Source organism: Microcoleus sp. Pol11C2, assembly GCF_036701505.1.
GTDB lineage: Bacteria > Cyanobacteriota > Cyanobacteriia > Cyanobacteriales > Microcoleaceae > Microcoleus.
The window spans coordinates 1-25,490 of record NZ_JAUBQX010000056.1 but is presented as its reverse complement, the minus strand read 5'-3'; the positions used below and the strand labels follow the sequence as shown (position 1 = coordinate 25,490).

At 45.9% G+C, this 25,490-nt stretch carries 10 protein-coding genes; 7 read left to right on the top strand and 3 right to left on the bottom strand.

Annotated elements, in window-relative coordinates; genetic code table 11:
* On the bottom strand, positions 1-4,853 hold a 4,853-nt coding region (locus QUA42_RS23375), incomplete at its 3' end, for a calcium-binding protein (RefSeq protein WP_445301355.1).
* A gap of 1,111 nt (positions 4,854-5,964) precedes the next feature.
* Between QUA42_RS23375 and QUA42_RS23370 the strand changes: the two genes are divergently transcribed.
* From QUA42_RS23370 to QUA42_RS23345, 6 genes are all read left to right on the top strand, one after another.
* On the top strand, positions 5,965-6,807 hold the full coding sequence (locus tag QUA42_RS23370; protein WP_333140505.1) for a hypothetical protein: 843 nt from the start codon (positions 5,965-5,967) through the stop codon (positions 6,805-6,807).
* An 18-nt stretch (positions 6,808-6,825) separates the two neighbouring features.
* The gene (locus QUA42_RS23365) at positions 6,826-8,019 is read left to right on the top strand and encodes a DUF1822 family protein (protein ID WP_333140503.1); all 1,194 of its coding nucleotides are present in this window, start codon (positions 6,826-6,828) and stop codon (positions 8,017-8,019) included.
* Between the two features lie 31 nt (positions 8,020-8,050).
* A complete protein-coding gene (locus tag QUA42_RS23360; protein ID WP_333140501.1) occupies positions 8,051-9,907 on the top strand; it encodes a CHAT domain-containing protein in 1,857 nt (618 codons plus the stop codon).
* Complete coding sequence (locus QUA42_RS23355) at positions 9,904-11,010, top strand: hypothetical protein (protein WP_333140499.1); 1,107 nt, start codon at positions 9,904-9,906, stop codon at positions 11,008-11,010. The genes QUA42_RS23360 and QUA42_RS23355 overlap by 4 nt, the downstream gene beginning before the upstream one ends.
* Before the next feature lie 379 nt (positions 11,011-11,389).
* Entirely contained in the window at positions 11,390-16,984 is a 5,595-nt protein-coding gene (locus QUA42_RS23350) for a CHAT domain-containing protein (RefSeq protein ID WP_445301357.1), read from the top strand.
* A gap of 164 nt (positions 16,985-17,148) precedes the next feature.
* Positions 17,149-18,156 carry a tellurite resistance TerB family protein gene (locus QUA42_RS23345; protein ID WP_333140496.1) on the top strand — a complete coding sequence of 336 codons (1,008 nt, stop codon included), beginning with the start codon at positions 17,149-17,151 and terminating at the stop codon, positions 18,154-18,156.
* Between the two features lie 340 nt (positions 18,157-18,496).
* On the opposite strand, the gene QUA42_RS23340 is transcribed toward QUA42_RS23345, so the two are convergent.
* Positions 18,497-19,066, bottom strand: a complete 570-nt coding sequence (locus QUA42_RS23340) for an RNA recognition motif domain-containing protein (protein ID WP_006633606.1) — start codon at positions 19,064-19,066, stop codon at positions 18,497-18,499.
* A gap of 1,005 nt (positions 19,067-20,071) precedes the next feature.
* Complete coding sequence (locus QUA42_RS23335; protein WP_333140494.1) at positions 20,072-22,624, bottom strand: zinc metalloprotease HtpX; 2,553 nt, start codon at positions 22,622-22,624, stop codon at positions 20,072-20,074.
* A 297-nt stretch (positions 22,625-22,921) separates the two neighbouring features.
* Between QUA42_RS23335 and QUA42_RS23330 the strand changes: the two genes are divergently transcribed.
* The coding region (locus tag QUA42_RS23330; protein ID WP_333140492.1) for a hypothetical protein at positions 22,922-25,490 on the top strand (2,569 nt) is incomplete at its 3' end.

The following is a 25,490-nucleotide window of genomic DNA, read 5'->3' as shown; positions in this document are numbered from 1 at the left end:
TAGTCGTTGCCAATTCCAGCATCGAGGATATCTTTACCGTCGCCACCGTAGAGACTGTCATTGCCTTCTGCTGCATTCAGGATGTCATCGCCGTTTTCGCCCCAGAGGTAATCATCACCAGCTTGGGCGGACAAAGTGTCATCATCTTGACCTCCCCAGAGATAGTCATTGCCAATTCCAGCATCGAGAATGTCTTTACCGTCGCCACCGTAAAGGGAATCGTTGCCTTCTGCTGCATCAAGGGTGTCGTCGCCCGCTTCGCCAAACAGGTTGTCGTCGCCTTCTTTGCCTAGGAGGATGTCGGCATCGCCGCCGCCGTAGAGTTGGTCGTTGCCGAGGCCTGCGTCTAGGGTGTCTTGGCCGATGCCGCCGTAGAGATAGTCGTTGCCAGTTCCGGCATCTAGGGTGTCGTCGCCTGCATCGCCTGCGAGAGTGTCGTTGCCGGCTTCGCCGATGAGGGAGTCTTGGTCGTCACCGCCGGAGAGTTCGTCGTCGCCGGTGCCGCCGTAGATTAAGTCGGTGTCTCCTTCTCCGTAGAGTTTGTCGTTTTCGCCTTCGCCGTAGATGGTGTCTTTGTCTTCGCCACCGTACACAAAGTCGTCGCCAGCGCCGCCGTAGAGTAAGTCTTTGCCTGTTTCGCCAAAAATTGTGTCGTTGCCGTAACCAGCGTCTCCGGCAACGGTGTCGTCATCGCTACCGGCGTAGATTAAGTCGTCGGCATCCCCACCTCGGATGTAGTCTTGACCGGCTTCGCCGTAAAGGGTGTCTCGGTCTTGGTTGCCGTAGATGCTGTCGCCGCCTTCGCCGCCGTAGATTAGGTCGTTGCCGAATTCGCCGTAGATTAGGTCGTTGCCGCCGAGTCCGTTGATGCGATCGTCCCCAGCATCGCCAGTGATAACGTTAACGGTATCGTCGCCAGTAATATCATCGTTGTGAGTAGAACCGACGACGTTTTCAATGTCGGCAATTTTGTCTCGGTCGCCCCAACCGTCGATAGCATCGCCTGTTTGTAAGTTGACAGTAACGCCGTTCGGGTCGCGGCGGTAGCTGAGAATATCGGTGCCTTCTCCGCCGTAAAATGAGTCATTGCCGGCATTGCCAATTAATAAATCGTTGCCTTCTAATGCCCAAATTCGGTTATCTTTTTCGTTGCCAATCAGGATGTCTTCAAAGCGAGTACCGATGATATCTTCTAAGTTTCTCAAAGCATCGGTAGTGCCAAAACCGTCTTTGCCAGTACCAGCAGCAATTTCAAAATCCCGTTCTAGTTCGGTGTAATATTCGCTGGGATTAACTGCGGTGACGAATTCTTTGAAACGTTGATTGGTATTAGTTTCGTAGTCGCTATTTTCGTCAATATTAACGATAACGCCGCTGGGAGAATTGATGTAATTAACGAGGTCGATTCCTTCACCGCCGTCAATTAAGTCATCGCCGATTTCTCCGATTAACGAGTCATTGCCAGTACCGCCAAATAATTCGTCATTGCCAGCGTTGCCGTTGAGAGTGTCATCGCCGCCTTGGCCTAAAAGTACGTCATCATCGAAGCCGCCAAACAGGGTATCTTTGCCGTCGCCACCGTCGATGTAGTCTTGGCCTTGACTGCCGAAAAGGTTGTCTTCGCCAGCTTGTCCGTAAATATCATCGTCGTCAGTTCCCCCATCAATGATGTCTTGGCCGTCGCCACCTTCCAGCCAGTCATTGTTTTCGTTGCCTTGGATGACATCGTTGCCGGCTTGTCCGTAAATTACGTCATCTCCGGTATTGCCGGAAAGCAAGTCTTGGCCGTTGCCGCCATCGATGAAGTCATCGTCTGCGTTGCCTTCTATGGTGTCGCTGCCATCTTGCCCGTAGAGGATGTCGTTGCCTTCGTTGCCTTGGATAAAGTCGCGGCCGCTGCCACCTTCGGCGTAGTCTTCGCCTGCGTTGCCTTGGATGAAGTCGTTGCCGGATTGGCCGTAGAGTTTGTCGTTTCCTTGTTCGCCGTAAAGTAGGTCATTTTCGGTGCCGCCGTCGATGATGTCGTCACCTTCACGACCGTAGAGGATGTCGTTGCCGGCGTTGCCGTAGAGGAGGTCGCTATCGATGCCACCGTCGAGGATATCTTCGCCTTCGTTTCCTTCTAGGGTGTCGCTGCCTGCTTCGCCGCGGAGGATGTCTTTACCATCGCCACCATGTACTTCGTCGTTATCTGTGCCAGCATAAACAATATCATCGCCAGCTAAGGCATAAACAATATCATCGCCAGCACCACTGGTAATTATATTAACTCTATCATCACCTTCAATTCGATCGCTAAAGCCAGAACCGACAACATTTTCTAGACCAGAAATATTATCTTGTCCGCCAAATCCATCTGTAGCAATACCATCTTTCAAACTGACGTAAACACCACTAGGATCGCGGCGGAAACTTACAGTGTCAATTCCTCCATTTGCTTCTAGTCGATCGTTGCCAGCACTGCTAATAACAAGATCGTTGCCAGCACTTGCTTCAATGACATTATCTAAAGCATTGCCGATTAAAATATCGTCAAAAGAAGAACCAACAATGTTTTCAACTCCAACGATACTATCTTCTGAACCAAACCCATCTAATGCTTGACCGGAACCCATCGCAAAATTAGGTTCAAGGTCAAATATTCCGGCTGTTTGTTGGTGTCCATAGTTGTTGTTTTCATCAATATTGACAATAACGCCACTAACTGAATTGGCGTAACTGATTGTATCTATGCCAATTCCTCCATTTAAAAAATCATTGCCTGCTTCACCTTGTAAGATATCATCTCCTTGTTCGCCATGAAGACTGTCATTACCAGTCCCTCCGTAAATAGAATCATGGTCTTCAGCACCCATGATTCTATTGGCGTATGAATTGCCGTAAAGGACATCATTACCTGCTTCACCATAGAGATTTTCATCACCAGCAGATTCAGGTAAGCTTAAAATGTCATCTCCAGCAGTTCCTACATTGGGAAAGATAGTGTTGAAAGGTATTTCTGTTGAAATTCGATTAAATCTAGGATCGCTTCCTGTGATAAGTCGGTAAATATCGTTAAAAGGAATCCCTATATCACCTTCAAAAATAGAGATTTTGTCACCCTCCCATAAGGTTGCTGTTGCAAGATCCTCAATAAGAGTAAATTCCTTAGAATAGCCAATACTAAATAGGCTAGCGTCAGTATTATTTCCAAGCTTAAAATCTGGCGTACTTGCATTTACGCCTAAACTACCTTGTAAAACTTCGAGGCCGATAGACACTTCTGGTTCTAGATAAGCATTGGCAGCAAAGAAAATTTCTGGATTGTAGCTTAAATCTAAGTCGATTTTAGAATCGTTATCTAGATCTTTTTCTAGTAACTCATCAATCATATCAAAGGAATTTTTAAATTCCTTAAATTCTCCTCCTACAATTTCTGTAGATCCATTCCTGATTCCTGCTTTATAGCTGTAGTTCAAATCCATTGCATAACCGAGATCGATTGGGAAAAGCCGCCAATCAGCATCTAATGTTACTCCACCAAAACCAACAGGCGCTGAAACCGAACCAGCTAAAACTTTTCCGGCAGCAGCAGCACCTGGCCCACCAAAGATTTTAGCAGCTTCAGCTACGACTTGATCCAGTCCCAGACTTGCACTGATTACCTTAGTTTCGTCGCCAATTTCTAAAGAATATTCTCCATTAACTTCGGCTTCAAGTGTTGTTGGATCAAACTGAGGAATTGTAACTTCTACACTCGCAACATCAAGTATGTTGAATGTTTTTGATATCCCATCTTCTAAATTGTTTGAGTCAAATTCCAAGAGGGTATGTGATAATTGGTTACTTTGTCCTGAGAATAAGGGAATTGTTTTAGTATAACTTGCTCCAAATCCTGAGATGCCAAAAAAAGCATCCAAGCCGCCGATATCGTAGTTTAATACTGCATCTAACGAAGCATATATCGAGGGAGCTATGTACTCAAATTGACCCTTGTAAATGTTAATAAAATCAAAACTCAGTTGATTGTTATTTGCACTTGCGTCGAGTGATGATGAAAATGGCAAATCAAGATTAAGCTCTCCAAGATTATATCCAGTTTTAAACTCAATCCCCGACTCAACTGAACCCCCACCCAAAGTAAGACCAGCACTAGCTTGTCCAATGCTAGCGTTCACATTATAAGAGTCTGTTTTTCCTCCATAGGTATATTTGTATTTAAACGCCTCGCCTGAATTGTATTCCCAAGAATTATCTACATTCAGACCAAAGAAATTGTTGAGATATTCCGCAGTATTGGCATTATAAACAAATGCTCCAAAGCTGAGATTATCTGAATATATTTTTGTACCAATTGACTGTTCAACAAGGAGGTCATACTTATCTACAGTTAAAACATTAGAGTCATCTTCTTGTTTCACTAAGTCCAAAGTAGAATCGTCTAAATGCTGGTCCAAAACTGTTGCAGAAAATAATGCCCCTTCATCCCCCCGAGTATCAGAAGTATTAATGTTCCAATCCACAGAATGACCAATTTCTTCTAATAAAACACTGGTAATCCCTTGAAGATTGTCATTATTTTGGTTCAAAAACTCTTGAGAAACATAAATGGTATTATTTGAACCCGCATAAGCAGCATTAGCCCCTTGGAGTTCAGAACCAGTGCGAATTTCAATCTGAGGAATAGATGCAAAATCGCTATTAATCCACTGCTGACGGATTTCTTCTAGCTTATCAGCATCAAAATTTGTGCCGAAAATACTTTGAACTTTGGCAACAAAATTATCGCCATTGGCAAAATTATTTAACGTGGTGTAAACGGCTTGCAGGGAAGTTTCGATCGCAGAATTGAATGAGTTATTAGAAGTAGCCATAATAATTATCCTCGCGTGGTAGATACAATGTGTGCTGAAAATTGACAAAGCGACTCTATCGACAAGCCCGATCGCACTTCTGCACTTCTGCACTTTCGTACTCTCTAGCCGTCGTATATCCGTCATTTACCCAAACTGAAGTCTCGCGAAGTGCGATCGCACTTCAACTCTGTCGTCGCAATTACCGGTTCAAATGAACTCAATAAATGCAACCGTGGAAATAGATTAAACCAACATCGGAAGAACCCCTTTCCCATATCCCTTGGGAATTTGGTTCGGATTTCGATCGGGAAGTTACGGGCGATGCGACTTTTGAATAAATCTCAACAAGTGCGATTCCCTACGGGATAGCTTCGCTTCACGAACTTCGTAATTTCCCTTCTGTTTATTTATCAGGGTGAACTCAGTAGTTTTATGCAGAACTCTCAACTTTTTTTGATAAAGTTTTGCAAACACTGGTGAAAGTACGGAACAACGGGTGTTTTCGTGATTTAAGGGCGATAGATCGAATCACGCGCTTCCCCACATTCGGGCAGGGAATGAATTCCCTGCCTCATAGCTGAAGTCCTCTGAAAGAGGACTGGTAAATTCTTCAGTCGTCTTCAGACGACTTTCGCTATGAGGTAGGGGTTTCAACCCTTGCCAGACTTCGGGATTGCGAGATTGCCGAATTGCGCGATCAATCTGGTTGTTAGCGCCAAAGATCGATCGCCCCTAAAGCCTGTTTGTTCTTCCTATTTATCTATCAGGGTGAACTCAGTAGTTTTATGCAAAACTCTCAAGTTTTTTTGATAAAGTTTTGCAAACACTGGTGAAAGTACGGAATAATCGGTGTTTTCGGGATTTAAGGGCGATCGATGTTACGCACGGGTGGTCAGAAACCGCGTTTTTCGCAGAATACTTCGTTACAAACCTGCATAAATCGCCAAAATCCGGTTTATGCAGGTTTTGATGCGTCCTAACAAAAATTCACATCTAATTTAACGGCCCAATCCAGCGCACAGCAAGACTTTCAACCATCCGCTCAAAAAAACTTTCAGAATTTTGCATAAATTCCTCCAACTTACCCTGATAAGTAAATGTAGGAACAAAGTTGCGGCCGCACTGAACTATGAATGATGAGTACATCCCCTCCGAGGGAGAAGACCGCCCATCCGAGAACGAAACCGATGCTGTTGAGGGTGAGGGAGAATCGAAATTATCTGAGAACCAAACCGATGCTGTTGAGGGTGAGGGAGAATCGAAATTATCCGAGAACCAAACCGATGCTGTTGAGGGTGAGGGAGAATCGAAATCATCCCACAGACAACTTCTATATCAAGAGCTCGATCGCCTTGTCACCCAAATTTGCCAGGAGTCCTCAAACCCTTGGAAGCGCAGCCGTTTGTTGCAGCAGCTTCTGACTAAGATGAAAAACTCTGGCCTGATCTGGAAGGAAAATCTACCTTACTATGAAGATGCTTTGCAAGAACAGTGGGTGTTTTTCTCTAGCAATTTGTGCGAATCCCGCACTGGAACTCAGTACGATCGCACTCGCAGCAATGTCATTACTTGGTTCAATTATTATTTCAAGCGACGGCTGCAAAATTGTGCTTCGAGGGTAGATAGAGAAAATAACAGGATATCCAGTAGAAAAAAAGTCTTCAAAGATGGAAAACAAATCGAAAAAATCGAAGACTTACCCGATCGCGATCGAACTCACATTCTCGAAACAGCTCAGCTTTTTACAGAACTTCAAGCCTGGATTGATACCGATCCCGATCAGGTGTTGAGTAAACACGTTAGAGGGCGACCCGATATAACTTGTCAAGTTATCTTAAAAGGTTTATCAGCGGGCAAAAGTTTCACAGTATTAGCAGCAGAACTTTCCAGCTCGTATTCTACCCTGCATAGCTTTCACCGAGTTCAATGTCGCCCTCTCTTGCAAACATTTCGCAAAAATTACGAATCTTAATCATCAAAGGAGTTAACAATGACACAGAGTAACAGCATCGAAAACGAATCCTGGGCACTAAGTAGCAGCATCGGAAATCAATCCTTGCCAATGCCAATTACCCAAAAGGCAATTCGTTCAGCACGGCAATTTGCTTCCGAACAGCGTCATCCGCACAAAAAAGAACAAGTTTATCTCAACACTTTGGCTGTGTTGGCCGTCCGTGATTACTTGACGCTTTTAGGTATTGAAACTGATTTAACTAACTGCGATAGCTGGAATCCAGTTGTTCGCTTGTTGGAAAATGTGGCTGATTTATATATCAAAAGTTTAGGAAAAATAGAATGCCGTCCGCTGGTAAGTTTGCCGACACCTAGAGAAACTAATCACGTCAATTCGCCGCAAAACCTATCCAATAATTGTCACATTCCCCCCGAAGCAATGGAGGAACGCATCGGTTATCTGGTAGTAAAAATTGATGAAGATGAAAAGGAAGCAAGATTGCTGGGATTTTCCCCAACAGCAGGTACGGGTGAATTAGTATTGAGTGAGTTGCATTCCCTGGATGAATTTTTGCTCCACCTTGAACATATATCTGAATCTCAAGTCAATCTGCATCTGTGGCTGGAGAATGTTTTTACATCAGATTGGGAGTCAGTTGAAGCAATCTTTAATCCGCAACCCGAGACTTCCCCTACTGAAATTGAAAATCCAGTAAAATCTAATTTAGGCAATTGGTTTAAAAATGTTGCCGAAACAGGCTGGCAGAAATTTGAGCAAGGTAAACAAAATTTAGACGACCTACTTTTTTCTGACGAAAACCCCAATTTTGCATTCCGAGAAGGTGGAAATTCGAGAGTCGAATCTGCCTCGCAGGGTCGTCAAAACAGCATCAATAGGTTTCCAGAAGCTGATGTGACGCGGGCTAAATTGATTGACTTGGGAATGCGTTTGGGAAGGACGAGTGTTGCTTTGTTGGTTGCTGTTGCCGAAGAGGACGATCGCACTCTCAGAGTTCACGTTCAGTTACATCCGGCGATCGGGGAACCTTACCTGCCAACGAATATTAAACTTTCCTTAATATCCGACACCGGAGAAAATCTACACGAGGTAGAATCAACGGTTCAAAACTTGTACATTTTGCTAAAAGATTTTCACGTAGAGCCCGACGAGAGCTTTAGTATTCGAGTAACTTTAGATGATTTAAGCATAACAGAAACTTTTGTGGTATGATACTTTGATTAACTGCAATCGCATACAATTTATGAGCTGGACTGTCATCTTGGCTTTGGGGTATGGGGATTTAAAAAATGGTTTTTCTCATGTGACAGCGGAGTTAAAAAAACAAGGAGAAACTGTCGCTCAACGTTTCGCAACCTTGCCACCAGCGCCTCAAATTCAGGAGTTGCATAAAAGGTGGAATGCTAGTTGTGGCGCATCCCAATATAACAGAAGCGGTTCTCGGATCAAAATCAAGTCTGCAGGCACAACAAATATTTCTGAAGACAAGCCTGAGGCTATATATCGAGGTTTGAAACAAGAGATGAATAAGTGGCTGAGTGCTGAAGACTTTTACAGAAAAATTGAGGCGCAACTCAGAACACAAATCAGCAATCCATCGGAATGCGTTGAAATATTTCTAGAGTGCAATAACTCTCTGATTTGGCAGTTGCCTTGGGATGCGTGGCAATTTCGCGAAGACTACCGCAACTCGGAAATCATCGGCAGTTCTCCAGAATATGGAAAAGTTCCTCAACAGGCAACTATAGGGGGAATGCCTCTACCTTCGCGAGGTAGAATTTTAGGTGTTGTAGGCAACAGCAATGGAATTGATGTTGGAAAAGATACAAAAGAGCTTAAAAAATATTTGGGCGAGCGCTGCGACATAAAGTTTCTTAAAGAACCGACACCTCAACAGTTTCGCGACCATTTGTTTGATGAAAAAGGCTGGCAAGTTTTATTTTATGCCGGACATAGCGATAGCGATATTAATGCTGCCAATGGACTGCTATATATCAATCAAGAACTTCAAAATAATACTGTTACTCTAGAGGATTTAAAAGAAGGTCTGAAACAAGCTATTTTTCAAGGGTTGCAGTTACTAATTTTCAATTCCTGTTCGAGCCTGGGAATAGCAGCAGATTTGGTTACTGAGGGCATTTGTTTACCGTCAGTTATTGTGATGCGGGCGCCAATCCCAGATTTCATTGCTCAGGAATTTGTGAAATCGTTGTTTAGATATTTGGCACTCAAAGAACCTCTGTTTTTGGCGGTGCGAAAAGCTAAGGATGATTTGCTGCGCTATGAACATCAATTTCCGGGGGCGAGCGGAATACCGATGCTGTGTCAGCATCCAACATTTGAGGGATTAAAATTGCTAGAGTTGGCGTGCCATCACTCTGTTATTCCGTCGGCAGATGGTGGGGCGGGCGATCGACCAAACAAGCAACCCTTAATTCTTCTAATGGATTGGATGCAGCGGGCGGCAAAAAGTTTAGGTATTACGGCTATCAGTTATATGTTAATGGGCCCGATACTTAGCCGCGTTGTGAATGAAATGGGAAATACGAGCTACCATCAGGGTCAACTATTAATCGCTGAAAGATGCTACCAATTAGCAACTTTACTAAATTTAAATTATGCCACGCCTCATTATAACTTAGCTATGTTGTATGAGGATTTGAATGAAAAAGAATACGCGCAAAAATTAATGAAGGATGCAGCGCGGCGGGGTTCTGCTGAGGCGAATTCTCAATTATCTAGATCGCTGATTCTCAACAATCAACCTCAAGAAGCTTTAAAATTTATCGCTCGCTGTTTAGAACACACTGAATATGACGGAGTAAAAGCCGCTTGTTTTAAAAATCGCGGCTGGGCGCGGTTTAAACAAAAGCAATATGACGCTGCTGAAGCAGATTTAAGAATAGCAATAGGATTCAGTGGCGATAGCCCTGAAGCTCAATGTCTTTTAGCACAGGTTCTCGAAATCAAAGGTAAGCCGCAAGCAGCCTTAGAAGCCTGGAATCAGGCGCTTAAATATTCAGATTACCGCGTGCCGAAACAAGATGAATGTATCCAGATTGCCCAGCAACGTTTACAAGCAAAAGGAAATATCAAGTGAAAATCAGGATTGCAGTTTTTATAGCTTTAAGCTCGATCACAACTACCGCACTAGCAGCCAGTAACAGAGTATCCAACGGACTGATTATCCATAGTAGCGGGGAAGTTGCGATCGAGCGCCAAAACGGCCGAATTGTTCGCCCTACCAGCGGTACGCCGATTTATCCGGGAGACACACTGCGAACAGCACAAAACGCCCAACTGACGATCCAATGTGCAGATTTGGGAATTAAGTCGATCGCATCGGGTGAAAATCAATTGAATAGCTGTTTGTTAGCCAAAGAAGAGTCGAAGTCTGATTGCAGCGCCGACTTGATTAGATGTCCCGATCGCGGCGACGGTAAAATTACCTGGAATAGCGCGCCAATTCCTTATATAATCAGTCCGCGGCGCACGAAATTGCTCGACAGCAAGCCAACTTTGCGGTGGAATCCGGTTGCTGGTGCGACAAGCTATAAGTTGAGTCTCCGGGAAAATGGGGCGAAGTTAAATTGGGAAATGACTGTTAACGGTACTGAGGCTGTGTATCCGGGGGAACCAGCGCTGAAACCGGGTGTTAGGTACCGATTGATTGTCGAGGCGAATACGGGCGTTTCTTCAGAAAGTGCCGTGGGAGAAAGAGAGACAGAGTTTAGCTTGCTGGACGAGAAGCAAGTTGAGGCTGTTAAGGATGCGGTTGGAGCGATCGACAAACAAGTGCCTAACGAAAACGCCAAAAAATTAGCAATTTCTAGCGTTTATCTTAACACAAACTTGATTGCCGAAGCAAGAGAAATTTTAGAAAAGTTACAAGAAACAGGTGTGGAAACACCGCCCATTTATCGCACCTTGGGCGATTTGTATCTGGAAAAGCTGCAACTGGTTCCCCAGGCTGAAGTTTATTATTCCAAGGTGATTAATACGGCGAAACCTGACGATATTGAAGAGTTGACAGCCGCTCGATACGGATTGGGGCAAGTTCATTCAGCGATGAGAAATAATCTGGAAGCTATGAAATATTTGCAAATGGCAAAAGATGGATATACAACTTTGGGAGATTTGCCGATGGTGGAAAAAGTAGAGAAGCAATTGCGAGATTTGCAAAGGAGGGAACAGAGGAAATAGTAACTGGCTGTGACGTTAATTCCGGCAGGGGTTGTGACGTTAATTCCGGCAGTGGTTGTGACGTTAATTCCGGCAGGGAATTCATTCCCTGCCTCAAAGCCAAAGTCCACTAAAGTGGACTGATATCAAACTTTTTTCTACAGTCTTCTTCAGCGGACTGTTATCAAACTTTTTTCTACAGTCCTCTTCAGAGGACTTTCGCTATTAGCCAGGGAATTCATTCCCTGGCGGATTGGCGGACTTTGGGACTGTCAGAGGGTGCTGGCGGACTTTCGCAATTATCAGAGTGAAATCGATATCATCTACTAACAAAACCATGAAATCAACACACAAAAAACCGCGCTTTTTCCTAACATTCCTCTCCTTCACTGCCTTAACAATGTGGGAAATAGGACTTTTCGCCCCATCTCAAACAGCCACAGCCCAAATCACCCCCGCAACCGACGGTACGAATACTCAAATTACTCCCAGCGGCAACCAATTCAACATCAACGGTGGCCAACAATCCGGCGACGGCACAAATCTATTTCACAGTTTCCAACAATTTGGTTTAACTCAAGGACAAACTGCCAATTTTATAACAAATCCCAATATCCGCAATATTTTAGGGCGAGTTGTCGGCGGCGATGCTTCGCTAATTAACGGCTTAATTCAAGTAACTGGCGGCAATTCCAACTTATTTTTAATGAATCCGGCGGGGATTGTTTTCGGTGCAAATTCTAGTTTGAACGTGCCTGCTGCTTTCACTGCGACTACTTCGACGGGCATCGGTTTTGGCAATAATTGGTTTAGTGCGGGTGGTACGAATAATTATGCTTTCTTAGTCGGAAATCCTAATAGTTTTGCTTTTACAAATACGCAACCGGGAGGAATTGTCAATTTAGGCAATTTGGCAGTGGGACAAGGGCAAAATTTAACTTTGTTGGGTGGCACTGTTTTGAGTACGGGACAACTTTCTGCACCGGGAGGAAATATTATTGTTGCGGCGGTTCCCGGCGAGAGTTTAGTCAGAATTAGTCAACCGGGAAATCTGTTGAGTTTGGAGATTCAGCCGCAATCTGTAGCCGGCAGTTTGCCTCAAAATTGGGTGTTGCCTGTTGCATCTTTGCCACAGTTGTTGGCGGGTGGCGGGGGAAGTGCAACGGGGGTGAAAGTGAACGCTGGAGGGCAAGTAGAATTAACGGGTTCCGGTTTGCAGGTAGAGAATGGAGATGTTGTTGCTAAAGGATCACTTTCTACTTCAGTTTCTTCCAACATTGGGAATGGGGGTGATATTACTGTGAATGCAAGTGGCAGCATTGATATTACAGGATATATAGCTTCCAATGGCGTGCAAAATGGTGGGGCAATAACCTTGATCGGTGATAAGAGTATTAACTTGGGAGGAGGCGTTGTATCCGATTCTACTAAGGGCGTTAGTGGTAATATAACTATCGAGGCTGGTAGTGGAATTAATCTTAAGGGGAATAGTATCAGCGCTGGTTGCCCTCAATGCCCAACGGGTGGGAATGTTACCCTCAAGACTACCAATGGTGATATTATAATTTCTCCAGGTCAGATAGATACGATGGGCAATACTCCTGGCAATATTTTTCTCTCCAGTGGAGGTGCAGTCTCTATTGGAGCTACAAACTCAGTAGCTGGCTCCATAGATGCCAGATCTGACAGCAGTGGTACTGGCGGTAATGTAACCATTTTGGCTAATGGTGATATTAATCTTCTAAGTATCTCAGGCATATACATACCAGGCGATACTGGCGGCGGTAATATTAGCCTGACTAGCATGAATGGTAAAATTAGCACAGGCATTCTAAATACCGAAGCTAATATCAATGGCAATGCAGGCAATATCAATCTCCAAGCTAAGAAGGGCATAGAAACACCAAGTGAAATACCAGGATATAGCTTAGATTTATTATCGACTCGTTCTCCTAATGGAAATGGTGGCAACATTACCCTATCTACGACCAACGGAAATATTCAGATAGGTAATGTTAATGCTGGTGGAAAATTGCAGGGTGGGAGTGTTAACATTACCGCCAGCACTGGCAACATTACTACTCGTGACATCCGAGCGATCGGCAATCAAGACGGCGGCTCAATAACCTTCAAAAGCGGCGGTTCTATAGATACTACCGCCGGAATCATCAATGCGATCGGTGGCAACAGCGGCGGCAATATTTCCCTCGAAGCTGGAACCAACATCAGTACGGCAGGAATTGGTAGCGCCCTATTATTAAGCGGATTCAACGCCAACAGCGGCAATCTTAGCATTAAAAGCGGCGGTAATATCGACACAACAGCAGGCCCAATTATTACCGCTGCGGCAAATGGTAAGGGCGGAGATGTTACCATCAATGCTCAAGGAACTGTTGCGACATCGGATATTAATTCCCGCACTTTCGCTCCCAGTATTACTGTGACTGGTGGCAATATTGATGTCAAGGCAAATGACTCTATTACTGCCAGTGGCGAGATCGAAACTAACCGCAATAACATTACTTTTAAGGCTCCGGTAACATTAGGTAATGACCTGTCGGTCAAAATTTTAGAGACTGGCGATATTACTTTTAAGTCTACTGTTGACGGGCCTTACAGTTTGACTGTTCAACCCGATGCCGGAAGTGTTGATTTTGGTGGTGCTGTTGGCAAAATGACTGCCCTCAACAGCGTCAGTATTCAAGATAATATTCCCAAAAGTTCCGCTGCAATTAACATTATTACTACGAATAATATTACCGCCAAAAATATTAAGTCGGTCACCGGAATTTCTTTGTATAGTGAGAACGGAGAAATCACCACAGGCGATCTCGATGCGACTTCCCCTAACAATGGCGGTAATATCATTTTGAGCGCTGGAACTAATATTACTGCGGGCGATATCAATACCTCGTCTGCTGGTAATGGGGGCAGTATCTTGCTCGAGGCTACCGGAAGTATTAATGTTGGAAAAGTTGACTCTTCTGCTAAGGGGAATGCGGGCGATGTTATCGCGATTAACCCCAGCACGACCGGCAATATTGTTGTCAGTCAAATTGATGCTCAGAGTCAGGACACGGGTACGGGCGGAAATGTTTCGATTGTGACTGAACGCTTTTTTCGATCGCTCAATTCCTTCACAGACAGCAACGGCATCAATGCTAGCATTTCTACGGCTGGAAATCCTGGAGATAGCAACGGCGGTACTATAACTATCCGCCACGGGGGCGCGGGAATAACGCCTTTTATTGTCGGCAATTCCGAGACAAATGGAACAGCGGGTGCAATTACTAGAGGAAATAGTAATCCCATACAAACAATTTTGCCCGATCGCGAATATCTTTATACTCACAAACAGGATGTCGATCGCATTCAAATTATCTCCGTACCGCCACCAATAGTTGCACCGACACCCCCAGATACTCCAACGCCCGCAACTACTCCCGCAACTACTCCGACCCCCGCAGCTACTCCCGCGCCCGCACCCGCACCCGCAGCTACACCCACGCCCGCGCCCACACCCGCAGATACTCCAGCGCCCGCACCCACCCCCGCAGCTACTCCCACACCCGCGCCCACACCCGCAGATACTCCAGCGCCCGCACCCACACCCGCAGATACTCCAGCGCCCGTAAGCACACCCTCACCGCAACTCCCACTGCGTTTACCCGTCGCACCTTCGGCAACTCCCGAAAGCTCGATCGCCCCGACTCCAATTCCCGAAAGCTCGATCGCACCTTTCCCAATTCCCCAAATATTTATCGCACCTGCCCCAATTCCCGAAACTTTGATCGCACCTTCGGCAACACCCGATCCGATAGCTGGTTTTCCCATCGACTTCCGACTACCTGAAGTGCCCGGTTTATTCGTACTGCCACCCCGCGCGCGCCCCACACAGCCCTCAACACCCACAACCCCAAACGCTGCTGCCCGCATAGCTTCGAGACCTACCCTTCCCTCTGTTTCCCAAATCACCTCTTCCCTCGCCTCTCAACCTACGATCGCCCCCCAACCTTCAAACGCGCCAAATCCCGCGCCCGCAGCGCCTCTTGCCTCTATAACCCAGCCTGTAACTCAGATTCAGCCAGCACCTGCAAGCTCGCTCGTACCCGCCCCTGCAAGTGCGATCGTACCCGCGCCCGCTGTCAGTCCAAGCCAAACTCCGCAACAGGAGTTAGCTTTTTTAATTGGCGATTTATTGGGAGCACAAACCTCGATCGGCCAAAATACTGAAACGGGAAATACCGAATTAGATTGGAAGCGTAACAATGAAACAATTATCTCCCTAGAACTTCCTTACACCCCATCAGTTAACACTATTGCCGGAGCCGACGCAGACAGCCTGATTTCTACACAGGCATCGGCTGACAATTTAACTGTTTCAGTCGCAGAAACTCCGCCGGAAATAATCGATCAAACTCCTAGTTTACCGATTCCTACTTCTGAACCATTTGATGTCAATCTTTCAGATCTATGGAATAGAATAGCTGCAATAAATACAGAGCCAGTTCAAGATTCACCGACTATTACTCCAGCGCCCGCACCAATTCCCGCACCAACTCCAATTCCCGCACCAACTCCAGCGCCCGCACCAATTCCAGCCCCCGCCCCAACTCCAGAACCAACTCCAGCGCCCGCACCAACTCCGATCGCAGAAAATCCCGCACCTGGAGATATCCCAAATCTCTTTCCCTCACAAATTAGCAGATCGCTCGTCGAACAAACTTTAGACCAAGGCAATGCTAATGATGCTGTTGCTTTAATTGACCAACTCTTTGAACAAGACTACGAAAATTATTATGGGGAAAATTTCACGGATAAAAAAATCAACGTTCAATATCTGAGAGAAACTCTCAAAACAATCAAGGAGGAAACCGGGAAGCAAGCTGTAATTGTTTACGCGATCGTCCGTCTCAAAGAAGTGTCGCTAGTGTTAGTAGTTCCCGACGGGCCTCCTATTCTAAAACAAGCGCCAGTTAATAGCAAAACACTGCTAAAAACTGTGAATGTTTTTAAAGGCTATTTGGCGGAGCCACAAAATTCGGAAGATACAGGATATTTGGAAAACGCGCAACAACTTTACCAATGGTTGATTTCACCAATATCTAAAGAATTGGATTCGTTAAATATCGATACGCTAATTTTTTCATTCGATGCAGGTTTGCGCCAACTGCCACTATCAGCTTTGCACGACGGCAAGCAATTTCTAGTAGAAAAGTACAGCCTCGGCTCCATTCCCAGTGTCAGCCTGAGTAACACAAAGTATCAAAGTTTGCAAAACGCTCAAGTTTTAGCGATGGGGGCTTCCGAATTTCCCCACACTGATAAAGATCCTTTGCCTGCGGTGCCGATCGAATTATCTGCGATCGCCGGAAGGAGAACAGAATCGCAAAATCAAGCAGCATTTCCTTTGTGGCAAGGTCGCTCTTTTCTCAATCAAGAATTTACCCTGGAAAACCTGAGAAAACAGCGAGAACAACAGGCATTTGGAATCGTTCACTTAGCTACTCACGCGAGTTTTCCTCAAGGCGAAAATGGAATAAAAGAAGCTGAGATTGATTTGTGGGACAGCTCTTTGGCACTGGATGAATTTAGGTTGGCGAAGTGGTACCATCGCCGACAAGTAGAGTTATTAGTGCTGAGTGCGTGCGAAACTGCGATCGGTGACAGTACAGCAGCAGAAATGGGTTTTGCTGGACTGGCCGTCCGCAGCGGTGTAAAATCAGCTTTGGCAAGTTTGTGGAAAGTTAAGGATATCGGCACTTTGGGACTGATGACCGAGTTTTATGGCAATTTGCGATCGGCCCCAATTAAAGCTGAAGCGCTCAGAAAAGCTCAACTGGCAATGATCCACAAACAAATTTTAATTAAAAACGGTCAATTGCGGGGAACTCAAGGCGCGATCGACATTAATCAAGCCACACAAGTAGCAAATGCAGATTTCTCTCACCCGAAGTTTTGGGCCGGATTCACAATAATTGGCAGTCCTTGGTAAATTAATTGGAGATTTGATATTCACGAGTGGTAAGGTTTAAGGCTAGACGCACCCTACATTGGCTGGCGGGATTTTGCAAAAAGTAAATGTATCCCTGACGACTATCTTTTTATGTCATAAATTTGCTATGAATAGCAAAACTAAACACTAGCGGGGCAAAACCTGTGGGCAAGTTTGATAAAATATTCAATTCAGAAGACCAATCCGAAGCAAGCTTAACTTTAGAAGAATCCGTAGCAGCGGTAGCATTTGTGGCAGCAGAGGCAAATTCCCCTGATACGGATGCTGATATCTTAGAAAGCATACTTTGGGAATCAGAAATATTTGCTGAATACTCGGAAGATGATATGTCAGCAATGTTTCAAAGATTCGATGGTATTGTCGCCCAAGACGGTTTAGGAGCATTATTTAATACTGCTTGCGAATCTATGCCAGATGAGTTAGTGTTGGATACTTTTGCAATAACTGCAGCAATGTTTGTCGCAGATGGCGAAATATCCCAGAAGCACGAGGCTTTTCTCCAAGAATTCCAGCAAGCATTAGGTGTGGAAGACGAGGAAGCTGCGGAAATTATTGAGGATGTAATTGCTGCTTACTCGGAAGTAGAGGGCGAAGAGTCTGATTTCGATGCGGCATGGTACGTATCTCCTGAAGGCAATTTTAGCGTTCCGATTCCAGTTGACGATGAACGAGGCGGTAAAATTGATGATCAAGAAGGCTGTGTCGCATTTTCAGACGACTTTGGCGTTTTGCTGAAAATTGATTATTTCCCTGTTCTTGGTGAAGTGGAAGAAACAATCGAGTCGGTTGGCGAGGAAGGTTATCTCAAGTCTTTTCTCGACAATTTTGTTTCTCAGGCAATTCTTGCTAATGTTCCCAATTCTAAGTTACTCCACACAGAATATTTAGAAGATGAAGAAGCTTATTTCGTGGTTTTAGATTTGCCTGCAGGTGCAACTCTCAGCGTGCAGAAAAACGATGGCCCTCTGACTCGGTTGGATGCTTACCGGGGACTTATGGCTTTTATTGCTGACGATTTTTGCTACACGGTAAGCTGTCAGCGAATTTATCAGGAGGGGAATGAATTGGGTTCCCTGGAGTCTGAAGTTGAGGGAATTATGAACAAGATTTTTGAGTTTATTGAGACAATCGAATTCGGGGCTATCGAATAAAGAGGACTTGTTTAGAGGGGCTAAAAACCTGGTTTCTTTCTAGATGTTTCGTTGCTCAACCCTATATTTTCAGAGAAACCGGGTGTTTTTGCCAACCATTCTCAGGATATTACATCCTGTCCGGCCGATCGACCAAAATCCAACTGGTTGGTAGTGAAGACTTGAGTTTTCATTACTTGCCCGATCGCGCTTATTTTACCGCACTGCTAGATATTAGAGATTTTTTCCCATAAAAGAGTGCGATCGAGAACAGGGTTTTTTCACCCATTCTCGATCGCACTTCCAGATACATTCAGTCAACCACAGTCGAGAGACAGCAGCAATTAGCCGCCATTTTCGACTAATTAGTAGTTTGAGCTTCCACCAATCTTTGCTTGAGTTCTTCCAGAGCACTCGCCCAGCGCGGATCTGGCTGCACCGAGCCGGAATCAGCGCTCGACACCGTTGTTGCTGACTGATTGCGGCGAGACTTGTTGTTGTCACCCCGACGGCGATTGCTTTTGCTGGAACCGCCTCCACCTTGGGTAGGAGGAGCCGAAGCCGAGCGCTGCTGTTGCTGCGGCGCAGGCACAGGCATAGGCACAGACGCCGATGCCGACACCAACTGCGGTGACTGCGGCGACTGCTGCTGATCGTCTTCGCCCTTTTCAGATTTACCCTTAGAGCGGGGCAGTGCCTTCTCTATTTTCAGGGGGTTTTCTTTGAACATCAAGCCGTTGTATTTCTCAATAACTTGGTCGGCTTGTTCGTCGGTTAGCACCGTCACAAAACCGAAGCCTCTGCATTTACCAGTTTTGCGATCGGTAATTACCTTTGTGGTAACAGATTCGCCCTCCGGTGCAAAAACTTCTTGCAATTCTTGGCGATCGAGTTCCTTGGGTAGATTGCCAACATAAAGACGAATAGACATGAAAAATTCCTCCCGACTTGGATTTTAATTAATTTGCTCGAACAGAATTACCTGAAGTCAACTGAATATTGACTTCAGGTAAACACCACATAACCCGAGAATTGGCGCATTCCTCCCACCAACCTTGACAGCTCCCCCCACCTTTTAGAACAAAAAGATGATTTACTCTGATAAGGCCGGAACTTAACCGCCGATGCAGAGAGCTTTTAAATCTCAGGTTGTTGTGTAAACTTTTAGTCATCACTCAAATGTTTAGGCTATTGGCTATTCTGTATTACTTGCTTCCGGTTTTGATTCAGAATGTTTATAGCCAGCGCCGTCTAGAAATTTATGTCCAAGGATGTCAATTGCAAGCGATCGGAATGCCAGTATTCAGTTTAATACAGTGATGGATAAAATGGCTAACATTTTTTCAGCCAGTAATCTTACCTCGTTCCTAATCTCGCTCCTAATGCTGAGAACTACTCACTTACCTGGTATCCCTTAAATCGGGCCCGGCAGAGTCCGAGCATTCTTTAAAGGTATCACAGCCTTGGTAACAGAGCTAGTTATTTAGGAAGATTTCAGTCTGAATTTAACGGAAACCACATCTGAATCACTTTTGAGAATTCATCCCGCACAGCAAAAATAGCGGTCGAAAAAAAACAGCCGACAAGCGGCTGGCTGTACTTGCTGTGTTGGGATGTTGACAATTTTTACGCAATGCCTTATCTATTTTAGCCAACTGAAGTTATCGCGCTATTTGGTTCAATCCAATTGATGTAAATAAATGTAACATATTGCTGGCAAAAAAGCAACTTTTCTTTACGAAAGAAGAGGCAAGAGGGAACAAGGAAGAAGAGTCTAGGGTCCGCCACCAGCACCAACATCGAGTAGGCTGCGCCACCAGCCCCCAGAACATCCTTAGCGAAGCCCTCGTAGAGGATCGCCCCTCCGCTGTTTAACTCAAAACTAATCCTGGCTGCGCGTTGAGAGGGATTCACGCCACAATCGGACAACTATTCCTCACCTTGGGCCCTGGGTAATGATGTATGCGCCCCAAAAAGCAGCAGCAAAGGCCAAAATCGCAGACCAAATCGGATGTCCGCTGTCACTGACTCTCCCTCCTTGACTGCGGAGACTTTCAAGGTCGATCGACACAGTAGCACCCCGGCGCAGCCAACCAGTCGCCACAACAGATGTTCCGATCAAATCGCTGGGGCGAGTAGTCTCTTTGAACAAAAATGGCCACAAAGAGCCAATGTAGCCAAACCTCGAAACATAGTGCAACCTCACCAAACCCGTCGCCGTTTGCAAAATCAAATCTTGTCCCAGCCAATTACTCATACCCGATCGACCCAAAAGTTGGCCTTCCAGCCGCACCGGTTCAGCATCCAGCGGCAAACTCTCGGGATTTGACAAAATTTCCGGCACACTCGGCGAAGCGGTTTCTCGCGGTGTAATGTCCGGGAAGAAATAATTGATCCGCATCAAAGTACCGATGCTAAATCCGATCGGCAAACAGCCCCAAATAATCGATCGATCGCCCCAAAGCCAATCCAACTGCCAGATACTCGTCCTCGAAAAAATCCAGCCAATCAGCCAAAGCACCCCGACTATCGCCAAACTCATCGGAATTCCAAAAAACGGCGCACCCTGTAAAAATAGTTTTGAGTCTTTAAATTCGAGTATTGACTTAAACAGAGACAATTTTCCTTTCCTGGGTTGTTCTGGCACTCCCGCGTTTGCCAAATCTAACTCTGTCTCCAGTTGCCAGAATTGAGCATAAAGAGCCAACAGCTTCAAACGCTCTCCCAGCAAAGGATGCGCGCGGTTAACCGTCAACCAATTGCGCTCCCGATTGCTGACATCCCACAGCAAAATCTGTTCTAGGGGCGCGTGTAATGCAGCAGAACCAAGGCTTACAGCTTGTCCAACGCCTACGGGTAACAATAGATCGAAACTTTCGAGGAAAAAGCTAGTTTGTTTTTGCTGTTCGATATTAGCAGCCATGCCGATCGCAATTTTACCCAGTGCCCGCGTCAAACCGTTAGGATTGCCCGTAATTTCAGCAGCAGTGCGATCGCTAAAATACACTCTGCGGCGCGACAGCCACAACATCGGCCACCTGAACAACTTATAAATCCCGTAACTCGTAGCAGAAATTGCAGCGGCCACAAATTTGACAGCAGAACGCAAAAACTCGATCGTCATTAAATCACACAACCGCTCTTGCCAATGCGCCACCTGCCAATAAATCAAGTAAGGAATCTGAATCACCAGCAGCGCCAGCGACATCGGCGCAAAATCCCAGTGAGAGATATGGCCCAACTCGCGCGCGAAAATAGTGGCAATTTCATCATCCGTCAATTGTTCCAACAGCCCGCGACTCACAGCAATCCGAGCAAAACGGGGCAAACAGCCGTAACTGAAAGCTACAGGAACATTCAGCGGCAAGAGTTTCAGCATCGGCACCGGCATATTCTGCTTGGTACAAAAACTTCGCAGTACCCGACCAGCTTCCTTGCTGTGCTTGGATAAAACTGACCCGCGCAGAGTTTCGATGCCGCAAAACAGTTTCAGCAGCGCGTCTATCAGCCAGGGAGACGAGGCCAAAAGCAATCCAAAAACCATCTGAACAAACGGAGTTGGATCGCGGTAAAAAAGCTGAATCGGCGCGAAAATAGGCAGTCTAGTGAATATGTAAAGCTGAACCAACAGAGAATTAGTGTTTGTCAGCAGGAATTGCAGGACAAACCGGGCTAGGAAAAATAGGGCGATCGCACTTGCAACGGCTTGCACCCGAAACTCCAGCAACTTCAGCGGTTTGAGCGGGCGCGGGCTTTTCGTGCGCCCTGCTTCGCGCCAAGTGAGTTGGTAAGTATCTGGGCTGGCGAATCCGGGGATATCTGTTGGGGAAGCGGAACTATTTTCGCCACTAATTTCTGCGGTATCGGGTGCTGTTGCTGTCGAGTTTTCCGGTTCAGAAGTCTGGCTTGTGGGGGGTGGAGGTGGCGGGGAAATATGTGGCGATTTGGCGTTTCCAGGCTCTACAGCCTGCTCTAAAGGTAAAAATCCTGTTTTTTTATCTGCAGTCGGTCGATCGCCCCCAAGGGATTTTTTCGGCGCTTTAGCTCCGGCATCAAAGGCGACAAAGCCTGTTTCGGGGGGAGTTTCTGCGGATTTTGATTTATTTTCCGGTGGTTTTGGGGGGCGAGGGGGGGTTAATTCTTTTAAAGCGCGAGCGGCCCAAGTTTTGACTTGAGTGTTGGGACTTTTGGCGAGGGAAGAGCACAGGGCGATCGCGTCTTTCACGTTACCTGTTGCTTTGTACGCAGCCACCAACCCCATCTGCGCGCGGATTCCCGACGACTGATTAGCTGCGGTTTGGGTAACGGATTCTAAAAGGGCGATCGCGGTGGGGTAATCCTGCTGTTTCAAAGCTGCCAGCCCAGCATCTAGAGACTTTTTTGCAGATGAATCCGCCGGATTTGGATTAGTGGAAGGTGCCATGACTGTGCTTTCGCTAGCGTCCTTTCTAAGATAGCTTGGCTGGTCGATCGATAGCTGTTCTAACACAGCTCTATTTCTCTGTCACCAATTGTTGCAGTTTATTCGGCGGTTGAAACCGCTCAACAGTCAAACTATCGGCCACTCCAAGCGGACGATCGTTGCGATCGGGCAGAAGTTTAAACCGCTGCCTCAAAGCTAAAGTCTTCGCTATGAGGACTGAAGATTTATGCTAAATCCGGGTTAAAGATTTCCTCGATCTCTTAGTCTCTTAGAGAGGAACGAGAGTTTGTGTAGACGCGATTTCAATCACCGAGCCAATGTAACTTTTGCTTATAATTAAATTAACACCTCACCTGCACATTTATGCCAATTGACGACGAAGATTTTGAAAGCGAATCTATTAGCGGCGATCGCCAACTCGAACTCTTCACAGACAGGCACGAATTTACCCGCCGATTTGCCATTTATTTAAACGAAGACCCGCCCCGCAAACAAATTTTGTATTTTTACGGCGATGGAGGCAACGGCAAGTCATTGCTCCTCAAACACTTGCAGGTTAACTGCGGCAAAAGATTTTCGCCGGAGGTTTGGCAACAATGGGGCGCACTCCCAGAATCAAAAGCCACCGAAGTTGCTAATTTCGTCCGCCACGCTGAACCTAAAACCTATACTCCCATACCCGTAGTCAGACACGATTTCGGATTGATACCGATTAAAGAAGATAAACCGCAAGATAGATTTTACGGCTTGCTGATGCTGCGGCGCAATCTGGCCGAAGCAGCAAAGAAATATAAATTTAAGTTTCCCAATTATGATTTCGCTTGCTTTTGGTATTTGCTGAACAAAGGCGAGTCAAACGCAACTCTCGAACAACTTTTCCCCGATGATGTCATGGAATTGTTGACACCTGTAGTTGAAACTTTTGCAGAATTTCCGGTGGTGGCGCAAGCTGTAGCGGTGCTGAAAGGCATAGATAAATTGGGCGGGATTAAGCGGGCGATGAAATTAATTCAAAACCGCTTGGGTGTCAGCGACGACAAGGCAGAGGAAATTCGGCGCCAAGATATTGATACTGAATTAATCGACTGTTTGCCGAAATTGTTTGCAGGTGATTTGAATGCGGCAATGGCTGGCAAACACAAACCAGAACGCCTCGTGATGCTGTTCGATACTCACGAGAAAATGTGGGATGAAAAACGTAATTCTCAGGGAATAATTTTTTGGTATCAAGATGAGTGGTTTCGGCGGTTGCTGAGGGCGCTGGATTTCAAAGCGGGGATTGTGGTTGCTGTGGCGGGGCGAGATTGTCCTGTCACACAACTGCGGTGGCCTAATGCGTCTAAGTTTCCAATTCCCGAAGATTATATAGATGCACAATTGGTTGGGCATTTGTCTCCCGGCGATGCTAGGGATTACCTGCACAAAGTCGAGATAGACAAGACTGATTTGGCTGATGCTGTGATTAGATATGCCAGCGTCAATCCTGATGAGAGTTGGGAGAATTTGCAGGTACATCCGTTTTATTTGGGTTTGTGCGCGGATGTCGTGCTGGCAGAAAGAAAGCGGGGAATTGAGTTGCTTTCGTCGGATTTTGCGCGGATTCCGAAGTTGGAAAATAAGACTGCGGAGTTAACGGATAGGTTGCTGAGTTATGTCGATCGCGAAGTGCGCTCGGCGGTGCATTCGCTGAGTGCTTGCCGCGCTTTTGATGAGGATTTGTACTTGAAATTGGGAGCTGGTTGTCACTTCCAGGCAAGTAGTGCAAATTTTGAGATTTTGACGAGTTTTTCCTTTGTGTGGAAAGAGCCGCAGCGGGGTGAAAAGTGGTATCGAATTCACGATTTATTGCGGCGCTTGGATGCGGATAGGGATAACCAGAAAACTCGCAGATCTCATGAAGTTTTAGAAGGGTATTACCGGGAATTGAGGAATGCGGCTGAGGCAATTTTTCATGCTAATCGCTTGGATTGGCTGCGGGGTGTCAACGAATGGGAAAAGGTGTTTGAGGAAGCCTTGCGGCTGAGTCGTTACGGGGAATGTGAGTCGCTGCTGGCAGTTAGAAGTGAGTTGTGGATTAAAAGCGACTTTCGGCTTGGCATAATTTCACAATTGGAGGGAGATTACTATGCTCAATTGGCTAGATACGCAGAGGCAAAACAGGAATATTTAGAAGCAGTTGGAGCCTACGATCGCCAAATCATCCTAACTCCGGATTCTATCGCTGCTCTCAACAACAAAGGGAATGCGCTGCGAGGTCTGGGTGATTTGCAAGCAGGGCTAAGTGAATTTGAGGCAGCAAAACAGTCTTACTATGATGCGATCGCAGCCTTTAATTCTGCTTTACTTATTGCACCGGATTATATTGCTGCTCTCAACAACAAAGGGAATGCCCTGCGATGTCTGGGTGATTTGCAAGCAGGGCTAAGTGAATTTGAGGCAGCAAAACTATCTTACTATGATGCGATCGCAGCTTTTAATTGTACTTTACTTATTGCACCGGATTCTATCGCTGCTCTCAACAACAAAGGGAATGCGCTGCGAGGTCTGGGTGATTTGCAAGCAGGGCTAAGTGAATTTGAGGCAGCAAAACAGTCTTACTATGATGCGATCGCAGCTTTTAATTGTACTTTACTTATTGCACCGGATTCTATCGCTGCTCTCAACAACAAAGGGATTGCGCTGCAAAGCCTGGGTGATTTGCAAGCAGAGCTAAGTGAATTTGAGGCAGCAAAACAGTCTTACTATGATGCGATCGCAGCCTTTAATTCTGCTTTACTTATTGCACCGGATTATATCGGTGCTCTCAACAACAAAGGGATTGCGCTGCGATGTCGGGGTGATTTGCAAGCAGGGTCAAGTGAATTTGAGGCAGCAAAACAGTCTTACTATGATGCGATCGCAGCCTTTAATTCTGCTTTACTTATTGCACCGG